Genomic DNA, 20,726 nt, shown 5'->3' with positions numbered 1-20,726 from the left:
ATGCACCCTGGCGACCGCACAGGCACCCCGGAAAGCCCCGCACCGGCCGACAGCGCCACCGCCCGACCGGCCCCGCCTCACTCGCCGACGGTCTCCCCGTCGGAGATCCTCACGCCCCGTGCCCAGTCCGCGGCCTTCATCGGCTTCTTGCCCTGGGCCTGCACCCACAGCAGCTCCAGGCCATGCGACCCGGTACCGACGTGGACGCTGTTCTTGCCGACCGAGAGCGCGCCGGGGGCGAGATCCGTACGGTCGGGAACCGGCTGGACCTGGATGAGCTTGAGCCGCTCGCCGCGGAAGGTCGTCCAGGCACCGGGCGACGGGTGACACCCGCGCACGACACGGTCCACCCGCAGCGCGGGCGCGGTCCAGTCGACCCGCGCGTCCTCGACGGTGATCTTCGGCGCGACGGTGATGCCCTCGGACGGCTGCGGTACGGCCTTCAGCGTGCCGTCCGCGATGCCGTCCATGGTCGCGGCGAGCAGCCCCGCGCCGGCGAAGGCGAGCCGGGTCAGCAGGTCACCGCTGGTGTCGGTGTGCCGGATCTCCTCGGTGACGGTGCCGTAGACGGGCCCGGAGTCCAGCCCCTCCTCGATGAGGAAGGTCGAGGCACCCGTGATCTCGTCCCCCGCCATGATGGCGTGCTGTACAGGGGCGGCCCCACGCCAGGCCGGCAGCAGCGAGAAGTGCAGGTTGACCCAGCCGTGCGCGGGGATGTCGAGGGCGACGCGCGGCAGGAGGGCGCCGTAGGCGACGACGGGGCAGCAGTCCGGGGCGATCTCGCGAAGCCGCTCGAGGAACTCCGGATCCCGCGGCTTGACGGGCTTCAGCACCTCGATGCCCGCCTCCTCGGCCCGCTGCGCGACCGGGCTCGAGACCAGCCTGCGCCCCCGCCCGGCCGGCGCGTCCGGCCGCGTGACGACGGCGGCGACCTCGTGCCGCCCGGAGGCGATGAGAGCGTCCAGAGCGGGAACGGCGACCTCGGGGGTACCGGCGAAGACGAGCTTCATGAGTGGGCAGGGCCTCTCGGACGGATGACGACGGGCAACGCACAAGTCTATGGCGGGGCTCGACCGCCGCATGGCCGCGTAGGGCCTGGCACGCGCTCCCCGGCCAAGGCGCGAGCCACCCGCCCCCGGCGCACGCATATGCCTGTACGCCCCCACTGCGTGACCAGCGGAGCGTAAACGCGTTGGTCAAGAAAGAGTTGACCACAACGGGCCGCGATCGCGGCCTCATCCTTTTCAACGCCGGTTCGAGAGGCTTGTTCATGGCCGACCACGCAACCCACGACGCCCAGGCTCGGGCCAGCCTGCACTTGCTGGTGCGGGACATCGAGCGGGTCCGCCGGCAGGTGGACGCACTGCGCACCCTGACCGCTCAGCTGGGCAACGTCTACCGCCCGCGCCGCTCCGGTCCCTCCACGGGCTTCGTCGTCTACGGACGCGCCCCCGCTCCCACGGTCCGGCTCGCACAGGAACTGCGGGACAGCGTCGAGACCCTGGTGACGGCCGCGGTCGACTTCGACCGCTCGCTCGGCTTCTCGTGGGACGCGGTGGGCTCCGCCCTCGGCGTCACCAAGCAGGCGGTCCACCGTCGTTACGGCGCCCGCCGCGCCGCGGCCCAGGCGACAGCCGACGCCGAGCGCGCCACGGAGACGTCGGGGACCCGCACGGTCAGCGTCAACACCGGTATCCCCACGGTGCCGTCGGTGCCCACGGTCCCCGCGGCCCGTTCCATGCCCACCCAGCCCACCGCGGGCAGCCCCACCCTCCGCGAGGAGGCAAGGCCCACAGCCTTCCCCGGCCCCCGCAACGGCTGACCCGTCCCCTCTCTGCCCTCCCACCCCACGACCGGGAGGGCAGACGCATGTCCGCTCTCGCCGGCTGCGGCCGCCATGGTGGATACGGCCGTGTCCCGGCGGTGAGCCGACATCGCGTAGCCCCTGCCGACCGCGAAACAGTCCGGCCGCCCTTCCACACCCCGCGCCCACCCGCATCCGTCACCCGATGTCAGGCGGATCGATCCGCACCCAGACCGCCCCCTCACCCCCGCTCCCCCCACCGCGAGCCATCCGCGAAGCCTGCGCGGCCTTGAGCGAGGCCGCCAACGCGCCCCCCTTCCCCGGCGGAACCCGGACGAGCACCCGCTCCCACCGCTCCCCGGCCGGCGGCGCCCCCACCCGCCGAGGCCCCCCCGCCACCGTCACCGGCAAGGGCACAGGTCCCAGCACCTCCGCCTCACCCGGAAGTTCCAGAGCCGCGAGAAACTCGGCGAGGGCCTCCCCGGTCCCCGACACCGCGGCCATCCGCGACACCGGCGGAAATCCCAATTCGGCCCGCTCCCCCAGCTCCCGCACCGCATGCCCCACCGGGTCCCAGCGCACCAACGCCTGCACCGGCCTCAGCGTGGGTTCGGCGACCACCACCACCGTGCCCCCGGCCTCCTGCGGCCGCACCAGCGCCGACGCCGCGATCCAGCGCCGCAGCGCGTCCTCCCCGGCCCGCAGGTCAGGCCGCCCGAGCATGGCCCAGCCGTCCAGCAACAGCGCCGCCGCGTACCCGCCCTCGGCGACCGGCTCCGCCCCCGGCGTACTCACCACCAGCGCCGGCGCCCCGGGCACGGTGTCCAGCACGTGCTCACGCCCGGACGTGCGCACCGGAACAGCCGGAAAGGCCCGGCCCAACTCCTCCGCGGTACGCCGGGCCCCCACCACCTGCGCCCGCAGCCGGAACCCCCCGCACTCCGCACAGTGCCAGGCCCCCTCCTCGCGCCCGCACCACCCGCACCGCAGCGCCGCCCCGGACTCCTGCCCCTCCAACGGTCCGGCGCAGTGCCGACACCGCGCGGGTGCCCGGCAGTTGGCGCAGGCCATCCGCGGCACATACCCCCGCCGCGGCACCTGGACGAGCACCGGCCCGTGCCGCAAACCCTCCCTGACGGCCTGCCAGGCGAGCGTCGGCAGCCGGGCCGCCCGCGCCGCCTCGTCCCGCGCGAGATCCTGGTCCCCGACCGTCCGCACCAGCGGGGCGACCGCCCGCACCTGTTCCCGCGAGGCCACCAGCGGCCGGGCCCACCCGCTCTCCACGAGCTGCGCGGCCTCCACGGTGCAGCTCCAACCGCCCAGCAGGAAACCGCACTTGTCCAGTGCGGCCCGCAACAACAACACCTCGCGCGCGTGCGGCTGCGGGGCGTGCGGCTCACTGTGACTGTCGTCGCCGTCGTCCCAGAGAGCGACGAGCCCCAGGTCCCGCACCGGGGCGAACATGGCGGCCCGCGTCCCGACCACGGCCCGCACGGCCCCCCGCCGCACGGCCAGCCACTCCCGATACCGTTTCTCGGGCCCGGCATCGGCGGTCAGGACGGCATGCCGCCCCTCCCCCAGCACCGAGGTCAGCGCGGCATCGACGCGCGCGACGGCTCGGCCGTCCGGCACGACGACGAGCGCCCCCCGCCCCGAGGCCAGGGTCGCGGCAACGGCCCGGGCCAGCTCCTCACTCCACTGCGGGCCCGGCAGGGCGTTCCACACCGCGCGCGGCGCGCCGCCCGAGGCCAGCGACTCCAGGAACGCGCCGCCGCGCTCGTACCGCTCCCAGGACCCCGTCTCCGGCGCGGCGGGCGGCGGCAGCGGCTCGGGCGAAGGCCGCTGCTCGGCGCGGGCGCTACGCGGCGGCACGGCGAGCTGGAGCACATCGGCGAGACTGCCCGCATACCGGTCGGCGACGGCCCGGGCGAGCCCCAGCAGCTCCTCGCCGAGCACCGGCTCGGGCGAGACGACCTGGGCGAGCGCCGCCAGCGGCCCGGAGTAGTCCGACTCGGCGAGCCGCTCGATCAGAAACCCGCCGATCAGCCCCCCGCCCTCACGCCGCCCGTCTCGCACCCGCCCGCGCCCGGCGCCGAACCGCACCCGCACCCGCACCCCCGGCTGCGCGTCCGCGTCGAGCTCCTCGGGCACGGCGTAGTCGAAGTACCGGTCGAGGTGCAGCACCCCCTTGTCGACCAGCACCCGCGCGACCGGCAGCTCCCTGGCCAGCGCGGCCCCCCGCCAGGTCCGCGGCTTGGCCCGGGGCACCTTGGCCTTGCGCACACTCTCCCGAATGAGCGCAAGCTGCTCGGGCTGCGCTCCCTCTGCGCCGCCGTCCACCGACCCGTTCTCGCTGCTCACGCTTGCATTCTTACCAAACCCCACTGACAACCGGCGCCGCTCGAACTCGCTCGGCCGGACGATCGGGCCCCGGAAACGCCGAGGCCCGGCGCCCCAGAGGGACACCGGGCCTCGCGGCACACCGCAGCGGGCTGACGGACCTACAGGCCCGCGGCCTTCCGCAACGCCTCCACGCGGTCCGTCTTCTCCCACGTGAACTCCGGGAGCTCACGGCCGAAGTGGCCGTACGCCGCCGTCAGGGAGTAGATCGGGCGCAGCAGGTCGAGGTCGCGGATGATGGCGGCCGGACGGAGGTCGAAGACCTCGTCGATCGCCTTCTCGATCTTGTCCGCGTCGATCTTCGCGGTGCCGAAGGTCTCGACGAACAGACCCACGGGCTCGGCCTTGCCGATGGCGTACGCGACCTGGACCTCGCAGCGCGAGGCGAGACCCGCGGCGACGACGTTCTTGGCGACCCAGCGCATCGCGTACGCCGCCGAGCGGTCCACCTTGGAGGGGTCCTTGCCGGAGAAGGCGCCGCCGCCGTGGCGGGCCATGCCGCCGTACGTGTCGATGATGATCTTGCGGCCGGTCAGGCCGGCGTCGCCCATCGGGCCGCCGATCTCGAAGCGGCCGGTGGGGTTGACCAGGAGGCGGTAGCTGTCCGTGTCCAGCTTGATGCCCTCGTCCAGGAGCGCCTTGAGCTCCGGCTCCACGACGAACTCGCGGATGTCGGGGGCCAGCAGGGAGTCCAGGTCGATGTCGGACGCGTGCTGCGAGGAGACCACGACCGTGTCGAGCCGGACGGCCTTGTCGCCGTCGTACTCGATGGTGACCTGCGTCTTGCCGTCCGGGCGCAGGTAGGGGATGGTGCCGTTCTTGCGGACCTCGGACAGGCGCTTGGCCAGCCGGTGCGCCAGGAAGATCGGCAGCGGCATCAGCGTGGGCGTCTCGTCCGTCGCGTAGCCGAACATCAGACCCTGGTCGCCCGCGCCCTGGCGGTCCAGCTCGTCCTCGTCGCCCTCGACCCGGTTCTCGTAGGCGGTGTCGACGCCCTGGGCGATGTCCGGGGACTGTGCGCCGATCGACACCGAGACACCGCAGGAGGCGCCGTCGAAGCCCTTCTTGGAGGAGTCGTATCCGATCTCCAGAATCTTGTCGCGGACCAGCTGGGCGATCGGCGCGTAGGTCTTGGTGGTGACCTCACCGGCCACGTGCACCAGACCGGTGGTGATCAGGGTCTCGACCGCGACCCGGGAGGTCGGGTCCTCCTTGAGGAGCGCGTCGAGGATGGTGTCACTGATCTGGTCAGCGATCTTGTCGGGGTGGCCCTCGGTGACGGACTCCGAGGTGAACAGACGACGGGACACAACGCTCCCTGGGGTTGCAGCGGCTGCTGGCTGATCATTGGCGGACGGGCTCGGGGGCTGCGCCCGGCACAGTCCGAGAACAGTTTATCGGTCGTGCTCGGCCACCGGCCCCCCTGTCTCGCCTCTCGGGAGGGCTGTGACCTGCGGCACGGGCATTGTGCCCAATTCGGAGCGGACTTGGCCAGGGGCGCCACGCCTGTACTGCGGAGGTTCCTGGGGATCGAAAAGCGAATGAAACATTCAGCTCAGCCGCCGCGCCACCAGGTCCCAGACGGTTTCGGCCAAAAACTCCTTCGGGCCGTGCGGTATGGGAGTCTCGCTGCCGTCGGCGCCCAGAACCACCGCCTCGTTCTCCTCCGACCCGAAGGTCTTGCGCTCGCCCACCTCGTTGACGACGAGGAGGTCGCAGCCCTTGCGCTCCAGTTTCGTACGGCCGTTGGCCAGCACGTCGTCGGTCTCCGCGGCGAATCCGACGATCACCTGGCCGGGGCGGGCGCGCTCGGCCGAGATCTCGGCGAGGATGTCCGGATTCCGCACCAGGACGATGGGGTCGGGGTCCCGGCCGTCCTTCTTCTTGATCTTTCCGGCCGCGTACGTCTGCGGCCGGAAGTCCGCGACCGCCGCCGCCATGACGACCGCGTCGGCGTCGGCCGCCGCCTTCAGAACCGCCTCGCGCAGCTGCACAGCCGTACCCACGGGGACGACGTCCACGCCGGCCGGGTCCGGGATGCCGGTGTTCGCCGCGATCAGCGTCACCCGGGCGCCCCGCGCGGCGGCGGTGCGGGCGAGGGCGTACCCCTGCTTGCCGGAGGAGCGGTTACCGAGGAAGCGGACCGGGTCGAGGGGCTCGCGGGTGCCGCCGGCGCTGACGACGACGTGCCGGCCCTCGAGGTCGGGCTCGGTGACACCGCGGGCCAGTACACGACGGCAGACCTCGAAGATCTCGGCGGGGTCCGGCAGCCGGCCCTTGCCGGTGTCGACGCCGGTCAGCCGGCCGACGGCCGGTTCGATCACGAGGGCGCCGCGGCGGCGCAGGGTCGCCACGTTCTCCTGGGTGGCCGGGTGCTCCCACATCTCGGTGTGCATGGCGGGCGCGAAGACGACCGGGCAGCGGGCTGTCAGGAGGGTGTTGGTGAGCAGGTCGTCCGCCAGGCCGTGGGCCGCCTTGGCGAGCATGTCGGCGGTGGCCGGGGCCACGACCACGAGGTCGGCGTGCTGCCCGATGCGGACGTGCGGGACCTCGTGGACGTCGTCCCAGACCTCGGTGGAGACCGGGTGGCCGGACAGGGCGGACCAGGTGGCGGCGCCCACGAAGTGCAGCGCGGAGGCGGTGGGGACGACGCGGACGTCGTGGCCGGACTCCGTGAGCCTTCTCAGCAGCTCGCAGGCCTTGTACGCGGCGATGCCGCCGCTGACCCCCAGCACGACCTTCGGCTTGTCCACCGTCTCTCCCCGTCTCTGATCGGCTCGGCAACGTACGAGTGCGACGTACGGGTCCATCACACACCACAGGCCCGACAGTCGCGCTGCCGGGCCTGTGGATAAGTCAGCGAAAAGCTGAAAGTACTACTACTGCGCCGGACCCTCGACGGCCTCGGACGTCAGCAGACCCGCGTTGATCTCGCGGAGGGCGATCGAGAGCGGCTTCTCGTGGACGTGGGTGTCCACCAGCGGACCGACGTACTCAAGCAGGCCCTCGCCGAGCTGCGAGTAGTACGCGTTGATCTGGCGGGCCCGCTTGGCCGCGTAGATCACGAGGCTGTACTTCGAGTCGGTTGCCTCGAGGAGCTCGTCGATCGGCGGGTTGATGATGCCCTCGGGCGCGGAGATGGAAGAGGACACGCTCTACCTTCCGATGGATGGGAAAGAATCAGTGCGAATGATCAAGCCTCAGTGAGCAGGCACGATCACACAACATCCATCAAGGCTAGCAGCTCGCGCGCCACGTCCTCGACGGAGGTGTTGACCAAGGTCACATCGAACTCGGGTTCAGCGGCCAGTTCGATCTTCGCCGCGTCCAGTCGGCGCTCGATCACCTCGGGCGGCTCGGTGCCCCGCCCGGTGAGCCTGCGCACGAGCTCCTCCCAGGAGGGAGGAGCCAGGAACACCAGCTGGGCGTCCGTCATGGACTCACGGACCTGCCGGGCCCCCTGGAGGTCGATCTCCAGGAGGACGGGCTCGCCCGCCTCCAGCCGCTCCAGCACGGCCGCACGCGGCGTGCCGTAGCGGTTGCCGGCGAACTCCGCCCACTCCAGCAGCTCGCCGTTGGCGATCAGCTTGTCCATCTCCTCGTCGGTGACGAAGAAGTACTGGACGCCGTGCTTCTCGCCGGGGCGGGGCCTGCGGGTCGTCGCCGACACCGAGAGCCAGACCTCGGGGTGTTCCTTGCGCATATGGGCGACGACCGTGCTCTTGCCGACCCCCGAGGGGCCGGAGAGCACGGTCAGCCGCGGACGTACGTCCGGGGGCTCGGGGGTCGTCCCCCGGAATGTTGCAGCCATGCAGCGATTATTCCAGCAATCCCGGAGTGCCCGGGACTCCCTTCCCGGAGTGACCCGGTTCAGGAACCGGTGCTGCCGAACTCACGCTCCAGAGAAGCGATCTGGTTGGAGCCGAGACCGCGCACCCGGCGGCTCTCGGAGATGCCGAGCCGCTCCATGATCTGCTTGGCGCGGACCTTGCCCACGCCCGGCAGGGACTCGAGCAGGGCCGAGACCTTCATCTTCCCGATGACGTCGTTCTCCTGGCCCTGCTTGATGACCTCGTGGAGAGAGGCGCCGGAGTGCTTGAGTCGATTCTTGACCTCGGCCCGCTCCCGGCGAGCCGCGGCGGCCTTTTCGAGCGCGGCTGCGCGCTGTTCAGGGGTAAGGGGCGGAAGAGCCACGCCTACGTCACCTCGGATGTCGAACTGTCGGATACGGACCGGTGAGGAACCTAGTCGCCCCACACCTGGGGAGCCACGAGCAACACGCTCGCCCGTTGACTCTGCGTCGGAGACTAGCGGCCAAGTCCGCCAGAGTCAGCGAGAACAGCGGAAAAGTCCTGGTCAGCCTCCGTCAGGCCGGACATTTCAGACATACTGCCCCGGATTTGAGGATGTATTCAGACTCAAGCGGGCCACGAACCCCTCGTCGAGGACTCGAACGTGGGGTTCGAAAGACGTCACGCGGGCGGCTGCGCGGCTCGGATCTCCTGCGCGAACCGATCGGCGGAGGCCCGCAGAGCTCCGGCGCCGGGGCCGTGCCGCAGCAGTCCCCGGCTCACGTTCGGGACCACATTGCGGATCGCCGCCCCGAACACCCGGGGGAGATCGGCCGGGGTGGCCCCCTGGGCGCCGACGCCGGGCGCGAGGAGCGGACCGTTGATGTCGAGGTCGTACGACGACAGATCGCCCAGTGTGGCCCCCACGACGGCGCCGAAGGACCCCAGGGGCTCCTCGCCGATGTTCTCGGCGGCCAGGTGGCCCAGCATGGTCGCGCCGACGTTCCGGCCGTCCGCGCGGACGGCGTGCTGGACCTCGCCGCCCTCCGGATTGGAGGTGAGGGCGAGCACGAACAGACCCGCGCCGCTCTCGCGGGCCAGCGCGATGGCCGGCGAGAGCGAGCCGTAGCCGAGGTACGGCGAGACGGTCAGCGCGTCCGAGAACAGCGGGGAGTCCTCGCGCAGGAAGGCCTCGGCGTACGCGGCCATGGTCGAGCCGATGTCACCGCGCTTGGCGTCCATGAGGACCAGCGCACCGGCCGCACGGGCCTCCTGGACGGTCTTCTCCAGGACGGCGACGCCCCGCGAGCCGAAGCGCTCGAAGAACGCGCTCTGGGGCTTGAACACGGCGACCCGGTCGGACAGCGCCTCGACGACCGTGCGGCTGAACCGCTCCAGACCGGCCACGTCGTCGTCCAGGCCCCACTCGGAGAGCAGGGAGGCGTGCGGGTCGATCCCCACGCACAGCGGGCCGCGTTCGTCCATGGCACGGCGCAGGCGCGCGCCGAAGGGCTCGGTCATGCCGTGACCTTTCTCACGTCGGCGCCGACCGCGTCGGCGAGAGTGGCGTACGGGCTGGTGCGCAGGCGCGCGGCGAGGCCCTTGTGAATGGCACGGGCCCAGAAGGGGCCCTCGTAGACGAAGGCGCTGTACCCCTGGACCAGCGTGGCGCCCGCCAGGATGCGCTGCCAGGCGTCCTCGGCGTTCTCCACGCCCCCGACGCCCACCAGGGTGATCCGGTCGCCCACGCGCGCGTACAGGCGCCTGAGGACCTCCAGGGAGCGCTGCTTCAGGGGTGCCCCGGAGAGGCCGCCCGTCTCGTTCACCAGGGCGGGTCCGGAGGTCAGACCGAGTCCCTCGCGCGCGATGGTGGTGTTGGTGGCGATGATGCCGTCCAGCCCGAGCTCGACGGCCAGGTCGGCGACCGCGTCGACGTCCTCGTCGGCCAGGTCGGGCGCGATCTTCACCAGGAGCGGGACATGCCGGTGCGCGACGATACGGTCGGCGGCCTCGCGGACGGCGGTCAGGAGCGGACGCAGCGCCTCCGTGGCCTGGAGGTTGCGCAGGCCGGGTGTGTTGGGCGACGACACGTTCACGACGAGGTAGTCCGCGAAGGGCGCGAGGCGCTCGGCCGACTTCACGTAGTCGCCGACCGCCTCGGCCTCGGGGACGACCTTGGTCTTGCCGATGTTGACGCCCACGACGGTCTTGAAGACCGGCTCACGGGACGCCAGACGGGCCGCCACGGCCAGCGAGCCCTCGTTGTTGAAGCCCATGCGGTTGATGAGCGCGCGGTCCGGCACGAGGCGGAACAGCCGCTTTCTGGGGTTGCCGGGCTGGGCCTCCCCCGTCACCGTGCCGATCTCGATGTGGTCGAAGCCCAGCATCGCCATGCCGTCGATCGCGACCGCGTTCTTGTCGAAGCCCGCGGCGAGACCGAAGGGGCCGTGCATGCGCAGCCCGAAGGCCTCGGTGCGCAGCTCCTTGTGGCGGGGTGCGAGAGCGGCCGCGAGGAAGGTGCGCAGCACGGGGACGCGGACGGCGAGGCGGATCCACCGGAAGGCCAGGTGATGGGCCTGCTCGGGGTCCAGGCGCTTGAAGACGAGATTGAAGAAGATCTTGTACATGGTGTCCTCACCAAGAGGGGGACACCGTTTCCGGTGTCCCCCTCAGGGCTGCTAGTCGCGGGCCGCGGTCAGGTGCTGCGCATGTTCCTGGAGCGAACGGACGCCCACGTCACCGTGATTCAGGGCGTCGATGCCCTGGACGGCGGCGGCGAGCGCCTGGACCGTCGTCAGACACGGGACCGACCGCGCCACGGCCGCCGTACGGATCTCGTAGCCGTCGAGGCGGCCGCCGGTGCCGTACGGGGTGTTGACGATCAGGTCGACCTCGCCGTCGTGGATGAGCTGGACGATGGTCTTCTCGCCGTTGGGGCCGGTGCCCTCGGACTGCTTGCGCACGACGGTGGCGTTGATGCCGTTGCGCTTGAGGACCTCGGCCGTGCCGGAGGTGGCGAGCAGCTCGAAGCCGTGGGCGACGAGCTCGCGCGCCGGGAAGATCATCGAGCGCTTGTCACGGTTGGCGACCGAGATGAACGCGCGCCCCTTGGTGGGCAGCGGGCCGTAGGCACCCGCCTGCGACTTGGCGTACGCCGTGCCGAAGACGGAGTCGATGCCCATGACCTCGCCGGTGGAGCGCATCTCCGGGCCGAGGACCGTGTCGACGCCGCGGCCGTGGATGTCGCGGAACCGCGACCACGGCATGACGGCCTCCTTGACGGAGATCGGCGCGTCCAGCGGGAGTTCGCCGCCGTCGCCCTTGGCGGGCAGCAGGCCCTCGGCACGCAGTTCGGCGACGGTCGCGCCCAGCGAGATCCGGGCGGCGGCCTTGGCGAGCGGCACCGCGGTCGCCTTCGAGGTGAAGGGGACGGTGCGGGACGCGCGCGGGTTGGCCTCCAGGACGTAGAGGATGTCCCCGGCCATCGCGAACTGGATGTTGATCAGGCCCCGGACGCCCACCCCGCGCGCGATGGCCTCCGTGGAGGCCCGCAGCCGCTTGATGTCGAAGCCGCCCAGGGTGATCGGCGGCAGCGCGCACGCCGAGTCGCCGGAGTGGATGCCGGCCTCCTCGATGTGCTCCATCACGCCGCCCAGGTAGAGCTCCTGGCCGTCGTAGAGGGCGTCGACGTCGATCTCGATCGCGTCGTCCAGGAACCGGTCGACCAGGACCGGTCGCGAGGGGCTGATCTCGGTCGACTCGGCGATGTAGGACTCCAGGCGGGTCTCGTCGTAGACGATCTCCATGCCGCGGCCGCCGAGGACGTAGGAGGGCCGCACGAGGACCGGGTAGCCGATCTCGTCGGCGATGGCCTTGGCGCCGGTGAAGGTGGTGGCGGTGCCGTGCTTGGGGGCCGGCAGGCCCGCCTCGGCGAGGACGCGGCCGAACGCGCCGCGGTCCTCGGCGGCGTGGATCGCCTCGGGCGGGGTGCCCACGATGGGCACGCCGTTGTCCTTGAGCGCCTGCGCCAGACCCAGCGGGGTCTGCCCGCCCAGCTGCACGATCACACCCGCGACCGGACCGGCCTGCTGCTCCGCGTGGACGATCTCCAGGACGTCCTCCAGGGTGAGCGGCTCGAAGTACAGCCGGTCGGAGGTGTCGTAGTCGGTGGAGACGGTCTCCGGGTTGCAGTTGACCATCACCGTCTCGTACCCGGCGTCCGACAGCGCGAAGGACGCGTGCACGCAGGAGTAGTCGAACTCGATGCCCTGGCCGATGCGGTTCGGACCGGAGCCCAGGATGATCACCGCGGGCTTGGTCCGGGGCGCGACCTCGCTCTCCTCGTCGTAGGAGGAGTAGAAGTACGGCGTCTTGGCGGCGAACTCGGCCGCGCAGGTGTCGACCGTCTTGTAGACCGGGCGCACGCCCAGCGCGTGCCGCACCTCGCGCACCACGTCCTCGCGCAGGCCGCGGATCTCGCCGATCTGCTGGTCGGAGAAGCCGTGCCGCTTGGCCTCGGCGAGCAGGTCGGCGTCGAGGCGGGCGGCGGCGGCCAGCTCGTCCGCGATCTCCTTGATGAGGAAGAGCTGGTCGACGAACCAGGGGTCGATCTTCGTGTACTCGAAGACCTCCTCGGGCGTGGCACCCGCGCGGATGGCCTGCATGACGGTGTTGATACGGCCGTCGGTGGGGCGCACGGCCTCCGTCAGGAGGGCGGCCTTGTCGCCGGGCTCGCCCACGAAGGTGAACTGCGAGCCCTTCTTCTCCAGCGAGCGCAGCGCCTTCTGGAAGGCCTCGGTGAAGTTCCGGCCGATAGCCATGGCCTCGCCGACCGACTTCATGGTGGTCGTGAGGGTGGAGTCGGCGGACGGGAACTTCTCGAACGCGAACCGCGGGGCCTTGACCACCACGTAGTCGAGCGTCGGCTCGAAGGAGGCCGGGGTCTGCTCGGTGATGTCGTTCGGGATCTCGTCCAGCGTGTAGCCGACGGCGAGCTTCGCGGCGATCTTGGCGATCGGGAAGCCGGTCGCCTTGGACGCGAGCGCCGAGGAACGCGACACGCGCGGGTTCATCTCGATGACGATCACGCGGCCGTCCTCGGGGTTCACCGCGAACTGGATGTTGCAGCCGCCGGTGTCGACGCCGACCTCGCGGATGATCGCGATCCCGACGTCGCGCAGTACCTGGTACTCGCGGTCGGTGAGCGTCATGGCCGGCGCGACGGTGATCGAGTCGCCGGTGTGCACACCCATCGGGTCGAAGTTCTCGATGGAGCAGACGACCACGACGTTGTCGTTCTTGTCGCGCATCAGCTCCAGTTCGTACTCCTTCCAGCCGAGGATGGACTCCTCCAGGAGCACCTCGGTGGTCGGCGAGAGCGTGAGGCCCTGTCCGGCGATGCGGCGCAGTTCCTCCTCGTCGTGCGCGAAACCGGAGCCGGCGCCGCCCATGGTGAAGGACGGGCGGACGACGACCGGGTAGCCGCCGAGCTGCTCGACGCCCTTCAGTACGTCGTCCATGGAGTGGCAGATGTAGGACCGGGCGGACTCGCCGTGCCCGATCTTCTCGCGGACGGCCTCGACGACGCCCTTGAACAGGTCGCGGTCCTCGCCCTTGTTGATCGCCTCGACATTGGCGCCGATCAGCTCGACGCCGTACTTCTCCAGCACACCCTGCTCGTGCATGGAGATCGCCGTGTTGAGGGCCGTCTGGCCGCCCAGGGTGGGCAGCAGGGCGTCGGGGCGCTCCTTGGCGATGATCTTCTCGACGAACTCCGGGGTGATCGGCTCGACGTAGGTGGCGTCGGCGATCTCCGGGTCGGTCATGATCGTCGCCGGGTTGGAGTTGACGAGGATGACGCGCAGGCCCTCGGCCTTGAGCACGCGGCATGCCTGGGTACCTGAGTAGTCGAACTCGGCGGCCTGGCCGATGACGATCGGGCCGGAGCCGATGACCAGGACGGACTGGATATCGGTGCGCTTAGGCACGCTGGCCCTCCATCAGGGATACGAAGCGGTCGAACAGGTAGGCGGCATCGTGCGGGCCGGCTGCCGCTTCGGGGTGGTACTGGACGGAGAAGGCCGGCTGGTCCAGCAGTTGGAGCCCTTCCACGACGTCGTCGTTCAGGCACACATGGGAGACCTCGGCGCGACCGAACTTCGTCTCGCTGACCTTGTCGAGCGGCGCGTCCACGGCGAATCCGTGATTGTGGGCGGTCACCTCGACCTTGCCGGTGGTCCGGTCCTGCACGGGCTGGTTGATGCCCCGGTGGCCGTACTTCAGCTTGTAGGTGCCGAAGCCGAGCGCGCGGCCGAGGATCTGGTTGCCGAAGCAGATGCCGAACAGCGGCGTCCGGCGCTCCAGAACGGCGGTCATGAGCGCGACCGGGCCGTCGGCGTTGGCCGGGTCGCCGGGGCCGTTGGAGAAGAAGACCCCGTCGGGAGCGACGGCGTAGACCTCCTCCGGGGTGGCCGTGGCCGGCAGCACGTGGACCTCGATACCTCGCTGGGCCATGCGGTGCGGGGTCATGCCCTTGATGCCGAGGTCGATCGCGGCGACCGTGAACCTCTTCTCGCCGACCGCGGGGACGACGTACGCCTCCTTGGTGGCGACCTCCTCGTACAGCGAGGCGCCCTTCATGTGCGGCTGGGCCTGCACGCGTGCGACGAGCTCGGACTCGGCGGCGATCGCCTCGCCGGAGAAGACCCCGGCCCGCATGGAGCCGCGCTCGCGCAGGTGGCGGGTGAGCGCGCGGGTGTCGATGCCGCTGATGCCGACGACGCCCTGCGCGACCAGCTCGTCGTCCAGGGAGCGCTGGGAGCGCCAGTTGGACGGCACGCGCGCGGGGTCGCGCACCACGTAGCCGGAGACCCAGATGCGCCGCGACTCGTCGTCCTCGTCGTTCCAGCCGGTGTTGCCGATCTGCGGGGCGGTCGCGACGACGATCTGGCGGGCGTACGACGGGTCGGTCAGGGTCTCCTGGTAGCCCGTCATGCCGGTGGAGAACACGGCCTCGCCGAAGGTCTCCCCCACGGCCCCGTAGGCACGGCCGCGGAAGATCCGGCCGTCCTCCAGGACGAGTACCGCGGGAGCCTTCGAGGCTCCCCTAGTGGAGGTCGTCATCGTGCGCCTTCCGTTTCCGTCTTGTTGATCATGGAGTTAATGGCGTCGACCCACTCGGTGTGCTCGGCCGCGTGGTCCGAGCGGAACCCCGAGTCGATCAGCCGCTCGCCGTGCGCCCAGGTCACCAGGAGCAGCCCGCCCTCGGTCAGGACCTTGCCGGCGATGCCCTTGCCGAGCACGGCCTCCCGCAGGGCCTCGCGCGGGACGAAGAAGTCGGTGGCTCCGGGGCGTACGACGTCCAGGCCCTTGTCGGTGAGCGTGAGCTCGACCCGGCTGCGGGTGCCCAGGCCGTGCGCCACGATCCGGTCGAGCCACTGCCCCGCGGTGGTGGAGCCGTGGTAGCGGCCGCTCATGCCCAGTCTCGCCGGGCCGGGGTCGTCCGGCACGGTGGGGAGCTCGGGCAGGTCGCCCTGGAGCGTGCCGCGCCACTTCCAGCCCTCGCGCATCAGCCAGTAGACGAGCGCGACGAAGAGGGCGAGGCCGACGAGCCAGCCGATGCGGGCGGCCCAGTCGGTGACCTCGGCCGACTTCTTCTCGGCTGCGAGACCGGCGGCCAGCAGGATTTCAGATGTCACGTGAGCTTCCCGTCGACGAGCGTGGCCTTGCCCCGGAGCCACGTGTGCGTGACACGGCCCGGCAGCTCACGCCCCGCGTACGGAGTGTTGCGGCTGCGCGAGGCGAAGCCCGCGGGGTCCACCGACCCACGGTATTCCGTGTCGACCAGCGTGAGGTTGGCGGGCTCACCAGCCGAGACGGGACGGCCGTGTCCCGTGGCCCGTCCGATGCGGGCGGGCGCGAAGGACATGCGCTCGGCGACCCCGGCCCAGTCGAGGAGCCCGGTGTCCACCATGGTCTCCTGCACCACTGACAACGCGGTCTCCAGGCCGACCATGCCCATGGCGGCGGCGGCCCACTCGCAGTCCTTGTCCTCGTGCGGGTGCGGGGCGTGGTCGGTGGCGACGATGTCGATCGTGCCGTCGGCGAGCGCCTCGCGCAGGGCGAGCACGTCCCGCTCGGTGCGCAGCGGCGGGTTCACCTTGTAGACCGGGTTGTACGACCGCACCAGCTCGTCGGTGAGGAGCAGGTGGTGCGGGGTGACCTCGGCGGTGACGTCGATGCCGCGGGACTTGGCCCAGCGCACGATCTCGACGGACCCGGCGGTCGACAGGTGGCAGATGTGGACGCGGGATCCGACGTGCTCGGCGAGCAGGACGTCCCGGGCGATGATCGATTCCTCGGCCACCGCGGGCCAGCCCCCGAGCCCCAGCTCGGCGGAGACGACGCCCTCGTTCATCTGGGCGCCCTCGGTCAGCCGCGGCTCCTGCGCGTGTTGGGCGACGACCCCGCCGAAGGCCTTCACGTACTCCAGCGCCCGCCGCATCATCACGGCGTCGTCGACGCACTTGCCGTCGTCGGAGAAGACGGTGACACCGGCGGCCGACTCGTGCATGGCGCCCAGTTCGGCGAGCTTCTTGCCCTCCAGGCCGACGGTGACGGCTCCGATGGGCTGCACGTCGCAGTAACCGTGTTCCTGGCCGAGCCGGTACACCTGCTCGACCACACCGGCGGTGTCGGCGACCGGGAAGGTGTTGGCCATGGCGAACACGGCCGTGTAGCCGCCGGAGGCCGCCGCGCGGGTGCCGGTCAGGACGGTCTCGGAGTCCTCGCGGCCCGGCTCGCGCAGATGGGTGTGCAGGTCGACCAGGCCCGGCAGGAGCAGCTTGCCGGCCGCCTCGACGACCTCGGCGCCCTCTTCCGGGAGCCCGCTGCCGACCGCCTCGACGACCGGGCCGTCGATCAGCACGTCCTGCGGCTCGCCGCCGAGCACCTTCGCACCGCGGATCAGGATCTTGCTCATGTGACTTACTTCTCCTCGATACGGGTGTGGCTCACGGCGGGTTCGTTGCCGCCCAGAAGCAGGTACAGAACGGCCATCCGGATGGAGACTCCGTTTGCGACCTGCTCGACGACGGTGCAGCGGTCGGAGTCGGCGACCTCGGCGGTGATCTCCATGCCGCGGACCATGGGGCCGGGGTGCATGACGATGGCGTGCTCCGGCATCCGCGCCATGCGGTCGCCGTCCAGGCCGTAGCGCCGCGAGTACTCGCGCTCGGTCGGGAAGAACGCGGCGTTCATCCGCTCGCGCTGGACGCGCAGCATCATCACGGCGTCGGACTTGGCGAGCGTGCTGTCGAGGTCGTACGCCACCTGGCAGGGCCAGGTCTCGACGCCGACCGGCACCAGGGTGGGCGGGGCGACGAGGGTGACCTCGGCGCCGAGGGTGTGCAGCAGGTCGACGTTGGAGCGGGCGACGCGGCTGTGCAGGATGTCCCCGACGAGCGTGATGCGCTTGCCGGAGAGGTCCTGGCCGATCCCGGCGTCCCGCCCGACGAGCCGGCGGCGCATGGTGAACGCGTCCAGCAGGGCCTGGGTCGGGTGCTGGTGGGTGCCGTCACCGGCGTTGATGACGGCCGCGTCGATCCAGCCGGAGTTGGCGAGGCGGTACGGCGCCCCCGAGGCTCCGTGCCGGATGACGACGGCGTCGACGCCCATGGCCTCCAGGGTCTGGGCGGTGTCCTTGAGGGACTCGCCCTTGGACACGCTGGAGCCCTTGGCGGTGAAGTTGATGACGTCCGCCGAGAGACGCTTCTCGGCGGCCTCGAAGGAGATACGCGTACGCGTGGAGTCCTCGAAGAACAGGTTGACGATCGTGCGGCCGCGCAGGGTCGGCAGCTTCTTGATCGGCCGGTCGGCGACCCGGGCCATCTCCTCGGCGGTGTCGAGGATCAGGACGGCGTCGTCGCGGGTGAGGTCGGCGGCCGAGATGAGATGACGGTGCATCTGTCAGGCTCCGTAAGGCAGTTCAGGTATCGGGAGGATCCGGGCAGGCGAGGGCGCACCAACAAGTGCCCTCGTACACCTGCTGCTAGGTCTGCTTCACACCGAGCAGCACGGTGTCGCGACCGTCCTCCTCGACGAGCTGGACCTTGACCGTCTCCCGCAACGACGTGGGGAGGTTCTTGCCGACGTAGTCGGCGCGGATGGGCAGTTCGCGGTGGCCTCTGTCGACGAGGACCGCGAGCTGCACCGCGCGGGGGCGCCCGATGTCGTTCAGGGCGTCCAGGGCTGCGCGGATGGTGCGGCCGGAGAAGAGCACGTCGTCGACGAGGACGACCAGGCGGCCGTCGATGCCGTCACCGGGGATCTCGGTGCGCGCCAGCGCACGCGGCGGGTGCATGCGCAGATCGTCGCGGTACATGGTGATGTCGAGTGAACCGACCGGGATGCCGCGGCCGGTGATCTCCTCCAGCTTCGCGGCGAGCCGCTGGGCGAGGAAGACGCCTCGGGTGGGGATGCCGAGGAGTACCACGTCGTCGGCGCCCTTGGCGCGCTCGACGATCTCGTGGGCGATGCGGGTCAGCACGCGTGCGATGTCGGGGCCTTCGAGAACGGGCCGGGCATCGGACGCCTGGTTATCGGAAATGTCCTGCTTGTCCATACGAAACGGACCTCCTTCTCCGCCTCACGGGACGGACCTTAAAGGACGTCGGATTTGCGCCATCCACCGTACCAGGCCCGAAGGAGGCCCCGGATCACCCCGTTGGCCTAATCAGCCACCACTCTCACGGAAGAGTCGGTGTGGACCATTCGGCTTGACGCACAAGAGTCACGCTGCGTAACCTCACAGTGAGTTACCAGACGCGCGGCTCGAAACCACTGCGGCCGCGTCGATCCAGTGTCCGGGGAGCTATATGTCCAGCGAATACGCCAAACAGCTCGGGGCCAAGCTCCGGGCCATCCGCACCCAGCAGGGCCTTTCCCTCCACGGTGTCGAGGAGAAGTCCCAGGGACGCTGGAAGGCGGTCGTGGTCGGTTCGTACGAGCGTGGCGACCGCGCGGTGACCGTGCAGCGTCTTGCCGAGTTGGCGGATTTCTACGGCGTTCCGGTGCAGGAGCTGCTGCCCGGCACCACTCCGGGCGGGGCCGCCGAGCCCCCGCCGAAGCTGGTCCTGGACCTGGAGCGGCTGGCCCACGTCCCGGCCGAGAAGGCGGGCCCGCTCCAGCGCTACGCCGCGACGATCCAGTCCCAGCGCGGTGACTACAACGGCAAGGTGCTCTCGATCCGCCAGGACGACCTGCGCACACTCGCCGTCATCTACGACCAGTCGCCCTCGGTCCTCACCGAGCAGCTGATCAGCTGGGGCGTGCTGGACGCGGACGCGCGTCGCGCGGTGTCCCACGAGGAGAGCTGAGCCGCTCCCAGCCTCAGCAGAAACGTGGCGCCCGGGGGGGGGGGGGGGCGCGGCCGGGGGGGGCCCCCCCCCCGGCCCCCCCGGGGGGGGGCGGGCGCCCGCGCCCCCGGGGGGGCGGGGCCCCCGCGCCCCGCCGCCCGCGGGCCCCCCCGCGCCGCCCCGCCCCCCCCCCCCCCCCCCCCCCCCCCCGCGCGGGGGGGCGCCCCCCCCCCCCCGGCCCCCCCCCCCCCCGGCGGCTTTCTGCGGGCTTGGAGGAGCCCCGGGGCCCGGGGATGCCTGAGGGCCCACAGCGGTTCGCTGTGGGCCCTCAGGCAAGTTCCTGCCCCGAAGGGCGCGGTGCGGTGGGGCTACTCCCGGCGCAGCGACGGCTTCAGGTCCTTGAGCCGGCCCAGCAGGCCGTTCACGAACGAGGGCGACTCGTCCGTGGAGAACTCCTTGGCCAGCTGCACCATCTCGTCGAGGACCACCGCGTCCGGGGTCTCGTCGGCCCAGATCAGCTCGTGGGCGCCCAGACGCAGGATGTTGCGGTCGACGACCGGCATCCGGTCCAGCGTCCAGCCGACCGAGTACTGCGCGATCAGCTCGTCGATGCGCTGCGCGTGCTCCGCGTAGCCCTCGACCAGCTGCATCGTGTACTCGCTCACCGGCGGCTGCCGGGTGTCTTCCCGGGAGAGCCGGATCCAGTCCGCCAGGACCGTCAGGACATCGACGCCGCGCTGGTCGCCCTCGAAGAGGATCTGGAAGGCGCGCTTGCGGGCCGTGTTGCGGGCAGCCACGGTTAGCTGTTCACCCGGCCGAGGTAGTCGCTCGTGCGGGTGTCGACCTTGATCTTCTCACCGGTGGTGATGAAGAGCGGGACCTGGATCTGGTGGCCGGTCTCCAGGATGGCGGGCTTGGTGCCACCGGTGGAGCGGTCGCCCTGGACACCCGGCTCGGTCTCCTGGATGGTCAGCTCGACGGCGGCCGGCAGCTCGACGAAGAGCACCTCGCCCTCGTGCTGCGCGACGGTGGCCGTGAAGCCCTCGATCAGGAAGTTGGCGGCGTCGCCGACAGCCTTGCGGTCGACCATGAGCTGGTCGTAGGTCTCCATGTCCATGAAGACGAAGTACTCGCCGTCCATGTACGAGAACTGCATGTCGCGCTTGTCGACAGTGGCCGTCTCGACCTTGACGCCGGCGTTGAAGGTCTTGTCGACGACCTTGCCGGACAGCACGTTCTTGAGCTTGGTGCGCACGAATGCGGGGCCCTTGCCGGGCTTGACGTGCTGGAACTCGACGACGGACCAGAGCTGGCCGCCTTCGAGCTTGAGCACCAGGCCGTTCTTGAGGTCGTTCGTGGAAGCCACGGTTGCGGAAT

General features: G+C 71.0%; 19 protein-coding genes. 2 read left to right on the top strand and 17 right to left on the bottom strand.

Annotated features, from left to right (window positions below; genetic code table 11):
- Positions 1-77: 77 nt before the first annotated feature.
- Positions 78-1,010, bottom strand: a complete 933-nt coding sequence (gene fmt / locus ACGFWE_RS35115) for a methionyl-tRNA formyltransferase (RefSeq protein WP_352389956.1) — start codon at positions 1,008-1,010, stop codon at positions 78-80.
- A 260-nt stretch (positions 1,011-1,270) separates the two neighbouring features.
- On the opposite strand from fmt, the gene ACGFWE_RS35110 reads away from it, so the two are divergent.
- Complete coding sequence (locus ACGFWE_RS35110) at positions 1,271-1,822, top strand: hypothetical protein (RefSeq protein ID WP_352389957.1); 552 nt, start codon at positions 1,271-1,273, stop codon at positions 1,820-1,822.
- A 180-nt stretch (positions 1,823-2,002) separates the two neighbouring features.
- Here the strand turns inward: ACGFWE_RS35110 and ACGFWE_RS35105 are convergent, their stop codons facing one another.
- The 14 genes from ACGFWE_RS35105 to pyrR all read right to left on the bottom strand — a co-directional run bounded on the left by ACGFWE_RS35105 (position 2,003) and on the right by pyrR (position 18,616).
- Positions 2,003-4,165: a primosomal protein N' gene (locus tag ACGFWE_RS35105; protein WP_393604122.1), complete on the bottom strand. Its 2,163-nt coding sequence runs from the start codon at positions 4,163-4,165 to the stop codon at positions 2,003-2,005.
- Positions 4,166-4,305: 140 nt separating this feature from the next.
- Positions 4,306-5,514 carry a methionine adenosyltransferase gene (gene metK, locus ACGFWE_RS35100; protein WP_352389959.1) on the bottom strand — a complete coding sequence of 403 codons (1,209 nt, stop codon included), beginning with the start codon at positions 5,512-5,514 and terminating at the stop codon, positions 4,306-4,308.
- A gap of 240 nt (positions 5,515-5,754) precedes the next feature.
- Complete coding sequence (coaBC, locus tag ACGFWE_RS35095; RefSeq protein ID WP_352389960.1) at positions 5,755-6,957, bottom strand: bifunctional phosphopantothenoylcysteine decarboxylase/phosphopantothenate--cysteine ligase CoaBC; 1,203 nt, start codon at positions 6,955-6,957, stop codon at positions 5,755-5,757.
- A 126-nt stretch (positions 6,958-7,083) separates the two neighbouring features.
- Positions 7,084-7,356: a DNA-directed RNA polymerase subunit omega gene (gene rpoZ, locus ACGFWE_RS35090; protein ID WP_003988945.1), complete on the bottom strand. Its 273-nt coding sequence runs from the start codon at positions 7,354-7,356 to the stop codon at positions 7,084-7,086.
- A gap of 65 nt (positions 7,357-7,421) precedes the next feature.
- Positions 7,422-8,015, bottom strand: coding sequence for a guanylate kinase (gene gmk, locus ACGFWE_RS35085; RefSeq protein ID WP_352389961.1), 594 nt, complete (start codon positions 8,013-8,015; stop codon positions 7,422-7,424).
- Positions 8,016-8,074: 59 nt separating this feature from the next.
- The gene (locus ACGFWE_RS35080) at positions 8,075-8,398 is read right to left on the bottom strand and encodes an integration host factor (RefSeq protein ID WP_003977346.1); all 324 of its coding nucleotides are present in this window, start codon (positions 8,396-8,398) and stop codon (positions 8,075-8,077) included.
- Positions 8,399-8,676: 278 nt separating this feature from the next.
- Positions 8,677-9,516: an orotidine-5'-phosphate decarboxylase gene (gene pyrF / locus ACGFWE_RS35075; RefSeq protein ID WP_393604119.1), complete on the bottom strand. Its 840-nt coding sequence runs from the start codon at positions 9,514-9,516 to the stop codon at positions 8,677-8,679.
- On the bottom strand, positions 9,513-10,622 hold the full coding sequence (locus tag ACGFWE_RS35070) for a quinone-dependent dihydroorotate dehydrogenase (protein WP_393604117.1): 1,110 nt from the start codon (positions 10,620-10,622) through the stop codon (positions 9,513-9,515). Before ACGFWE_RS35070 ends, pyrF begins: the two co-directional genes overlap by 4 nt.
- A gap of 51 nt (positions 10,623-10,673) precedes the next feature.
- The gene (gene carB / locus ACGFWE_RS35065; RefSeq protein ID WP_352389964.1) at positions 10,674-13,982 is read right to left on the bottom strand and encodes a carbamoyl-phosphate synthase large subunit; all 3,309 of its coding nucleotides are present in this window, start codon (positions 13,980-13,982) and stop codon (positions 10,674-10,676) included.
- Entirely contained in the window at positions 13,975-15,117 is a 1,143-nt protein-coding gene (gene carA, locus ACGFWE_RS35060; RefSeq protein ID WP_352389965.1) for a glutamine-hydrolyzing carbamoyl-phosphate synthase small subunit, read from the bottom strand. The genes carB and carA overlap by 8 nt, the downstream gene beginning before the upstream one ends.
- The gene (locus tag ACGFWE_RS35055; protein ID WP_393604115.1) at positions 15,114-15,692 is read right to left on the bottom strand and encodes a hypothetical protein; all 579 of its coding nucleotides are present in this window, start codon (positions 15,690-15,692) and stop codon (positions 15,114-15,116) included. The genes carA and ACGFWE_RS35055 overlap by 4 nt, the downstream gene beginning before the upstream one ends.
- Complete coding sequence (locus ACGFWE_RS35050) at positions 15,689-16,975, bottom strand: dihydroorotase (protein ID WP_393604113.1); 1,287 nt, start codon at positions 16,973-16,975, stop codon at positions 15,689-15,691. Before ACGFWE_RS35050 ends, ACGFWE_RS35055 begins: the two co-directional genes overlap by 4 nt.
- A gap of 5 nt (positions 16,976-16,980) precedes the next feature.
- Positions 16,981-17,958, bottom strand: coding sequence for an aspartate carbamoyltransferase catalytic subunit (locus ACGFWE_RS35045; RefSeq protein ID WP_352389968.1), 978 nt, complete (start codon positions 17,956-17,958; stop codon positions 16,981-16,983).
- 85 nt (positions 17,959-18,043) lie between these two features.
- Positions 18,044-18,616, bottom strand: a complete 573-nt coding sequence (gene pyrR / locus ACGFWE_RS35040) for a bifunctional pyr operon transcriptional regulator/uracil phosphoribosyltransferase PyrR (RefSeq protein WP_352389969.1) — start codon at positions 18,614-18,616, stop codon at positions 18,044-18,046.
- 253 nt (positions 18,617-18,869) lie between these two features.
- Between pyrR and bldD the strand changes: the two genes are divergently transcribed.
- On the top strand, positions 18,870-19,370 hold the full coding sequence (gene bldD / locus ACGFWE_RS35035) for a transcriptional regulator BldD (protein WP_003956405.1): 501 nt from the start codon (positions 18,870-18,872) through the stop codon (positions 19,368-19,370).
- Between the two features lie 347 nt (positions 19,371-19,717).
- Here the strand turns inward: bldD and nusB are convergent, their stop codons facing one another.
- Both nusB and efp read right to left on the bottom strand, forming a co-directional pair.
- Positions 19,718-20,146 carry a transcription antitermination factor NusB gene (gene nusB, locus ACGFWE_RS35030; RefSeq protein WP_352389970.1) on the bottom strand — a complete coding sequence of 143 codons (429 nt, stop codon included), beginning with the start codon at positions 20,144-20,146 and terminating at the stop codon, positions 19,718-19,720.
- Between the two features lie 2 nt (positions 20,147-20,148).
- Positions 20,149-20,715, bottom strand: coding sequence for an elongation factor P (gene efp, locus ACGFWE_RS35025; protein ID WP_352389971.1), 567 nt, complete (start codon positions 20,713-20,715; stop codon positions 20,149-20,151).
- Between the last annotated feature and the right edge of the window lie 11 nt (positions 20,716-20,726).

The organism is Streptomyces sp. NPDC048523 (assembly GCF_043199815.1).
GTDB lineage: Bacteria > Actinomycetota > Actinomycetes > Streptomycetales > Streptomycetaceae > Streptomyces.
Note: the sequence above shows the minus strand (reverse complement) of the source record. Positions and strands in the feature narration are given on the sequence as shown.

What these genes read in the sequence shown, in the direction of transcription:
- fmt (WP_352389956.1), bottom strand. Translation starts at nt 1,010, where the DNA reads ATGAAGCTCGTCTTCGCCGGTACCCCCGAGGTCGCCGTTCCCGCTCTG.
- pyrF (WP_393604119.1), bottom strand. Translation starts at nt 9,516, where the DNA reads ATGACCGAGCCCTTCGGCGCGCGCCTGCGCCGTGCCATGGACGAACGC.
- carA (WP_352389965.1), bottom strand. Translation starts at nt 15,117, where the DNA reads ATGACGACCTCCACTAGGGGAGCCTCGAAGGCTCCCGCGGTACTCGTC.
- pyrR (WP_352389969.1), bottom strand. Translation starts at nt 18,616, where the DNA reads ATGGACAAGCAGGACATTTCCGATAACCAGGCGTCCGATGCCCGGCCC.
- ACGFWE_RS35050 (WP_393604113.1), bottom strand. Translation starts at nt 16,975, where the DNA reads ATGAGCAAGATCCTGATCCGCGGTGCGAAGGTGCTCGGCGGCGAGCCG.
- ACGFWE_RS35045 (WP_352389968.1), bottom strand. Translation starts at nt 17,958, where the DNA reads ATGCACCGTCATCTCATCTCGGCCGCCGACCTCACCCGCGACGACGCC.
- ACGFWE_RS35110 (WP_352389957.1), top strand. Translation starts at nt 1,271, where the DNA reads ATGGCCGACCACGCAACCCACGACGCCCAGGCTCGGGCCAGCCTGCAC.
- gmk (WP_352389961.1), bottom strand. Translation starts at nt 8,015, where the DNA reads ATGGCTGCAACATTCCGGGGGACGACCCCCGAGCCCCCGGACGTACGT.
- bldD (WP_003956405.1), top strand. Translation starts at nt 18,870, where the DNA reads ATGTCCAGCGAATACGCCAAACAGCTCGGGGCCAAGCTCCGGGCCATC.
- ACGFWE_RS35070 (WP_393604117.1), bottom strand. Translation starts at nt 10,622, where the DNA reads ATGTACAAGATCTTCTTCAATCTCGTCTTCAAGCGCCTGGACCCCGAG.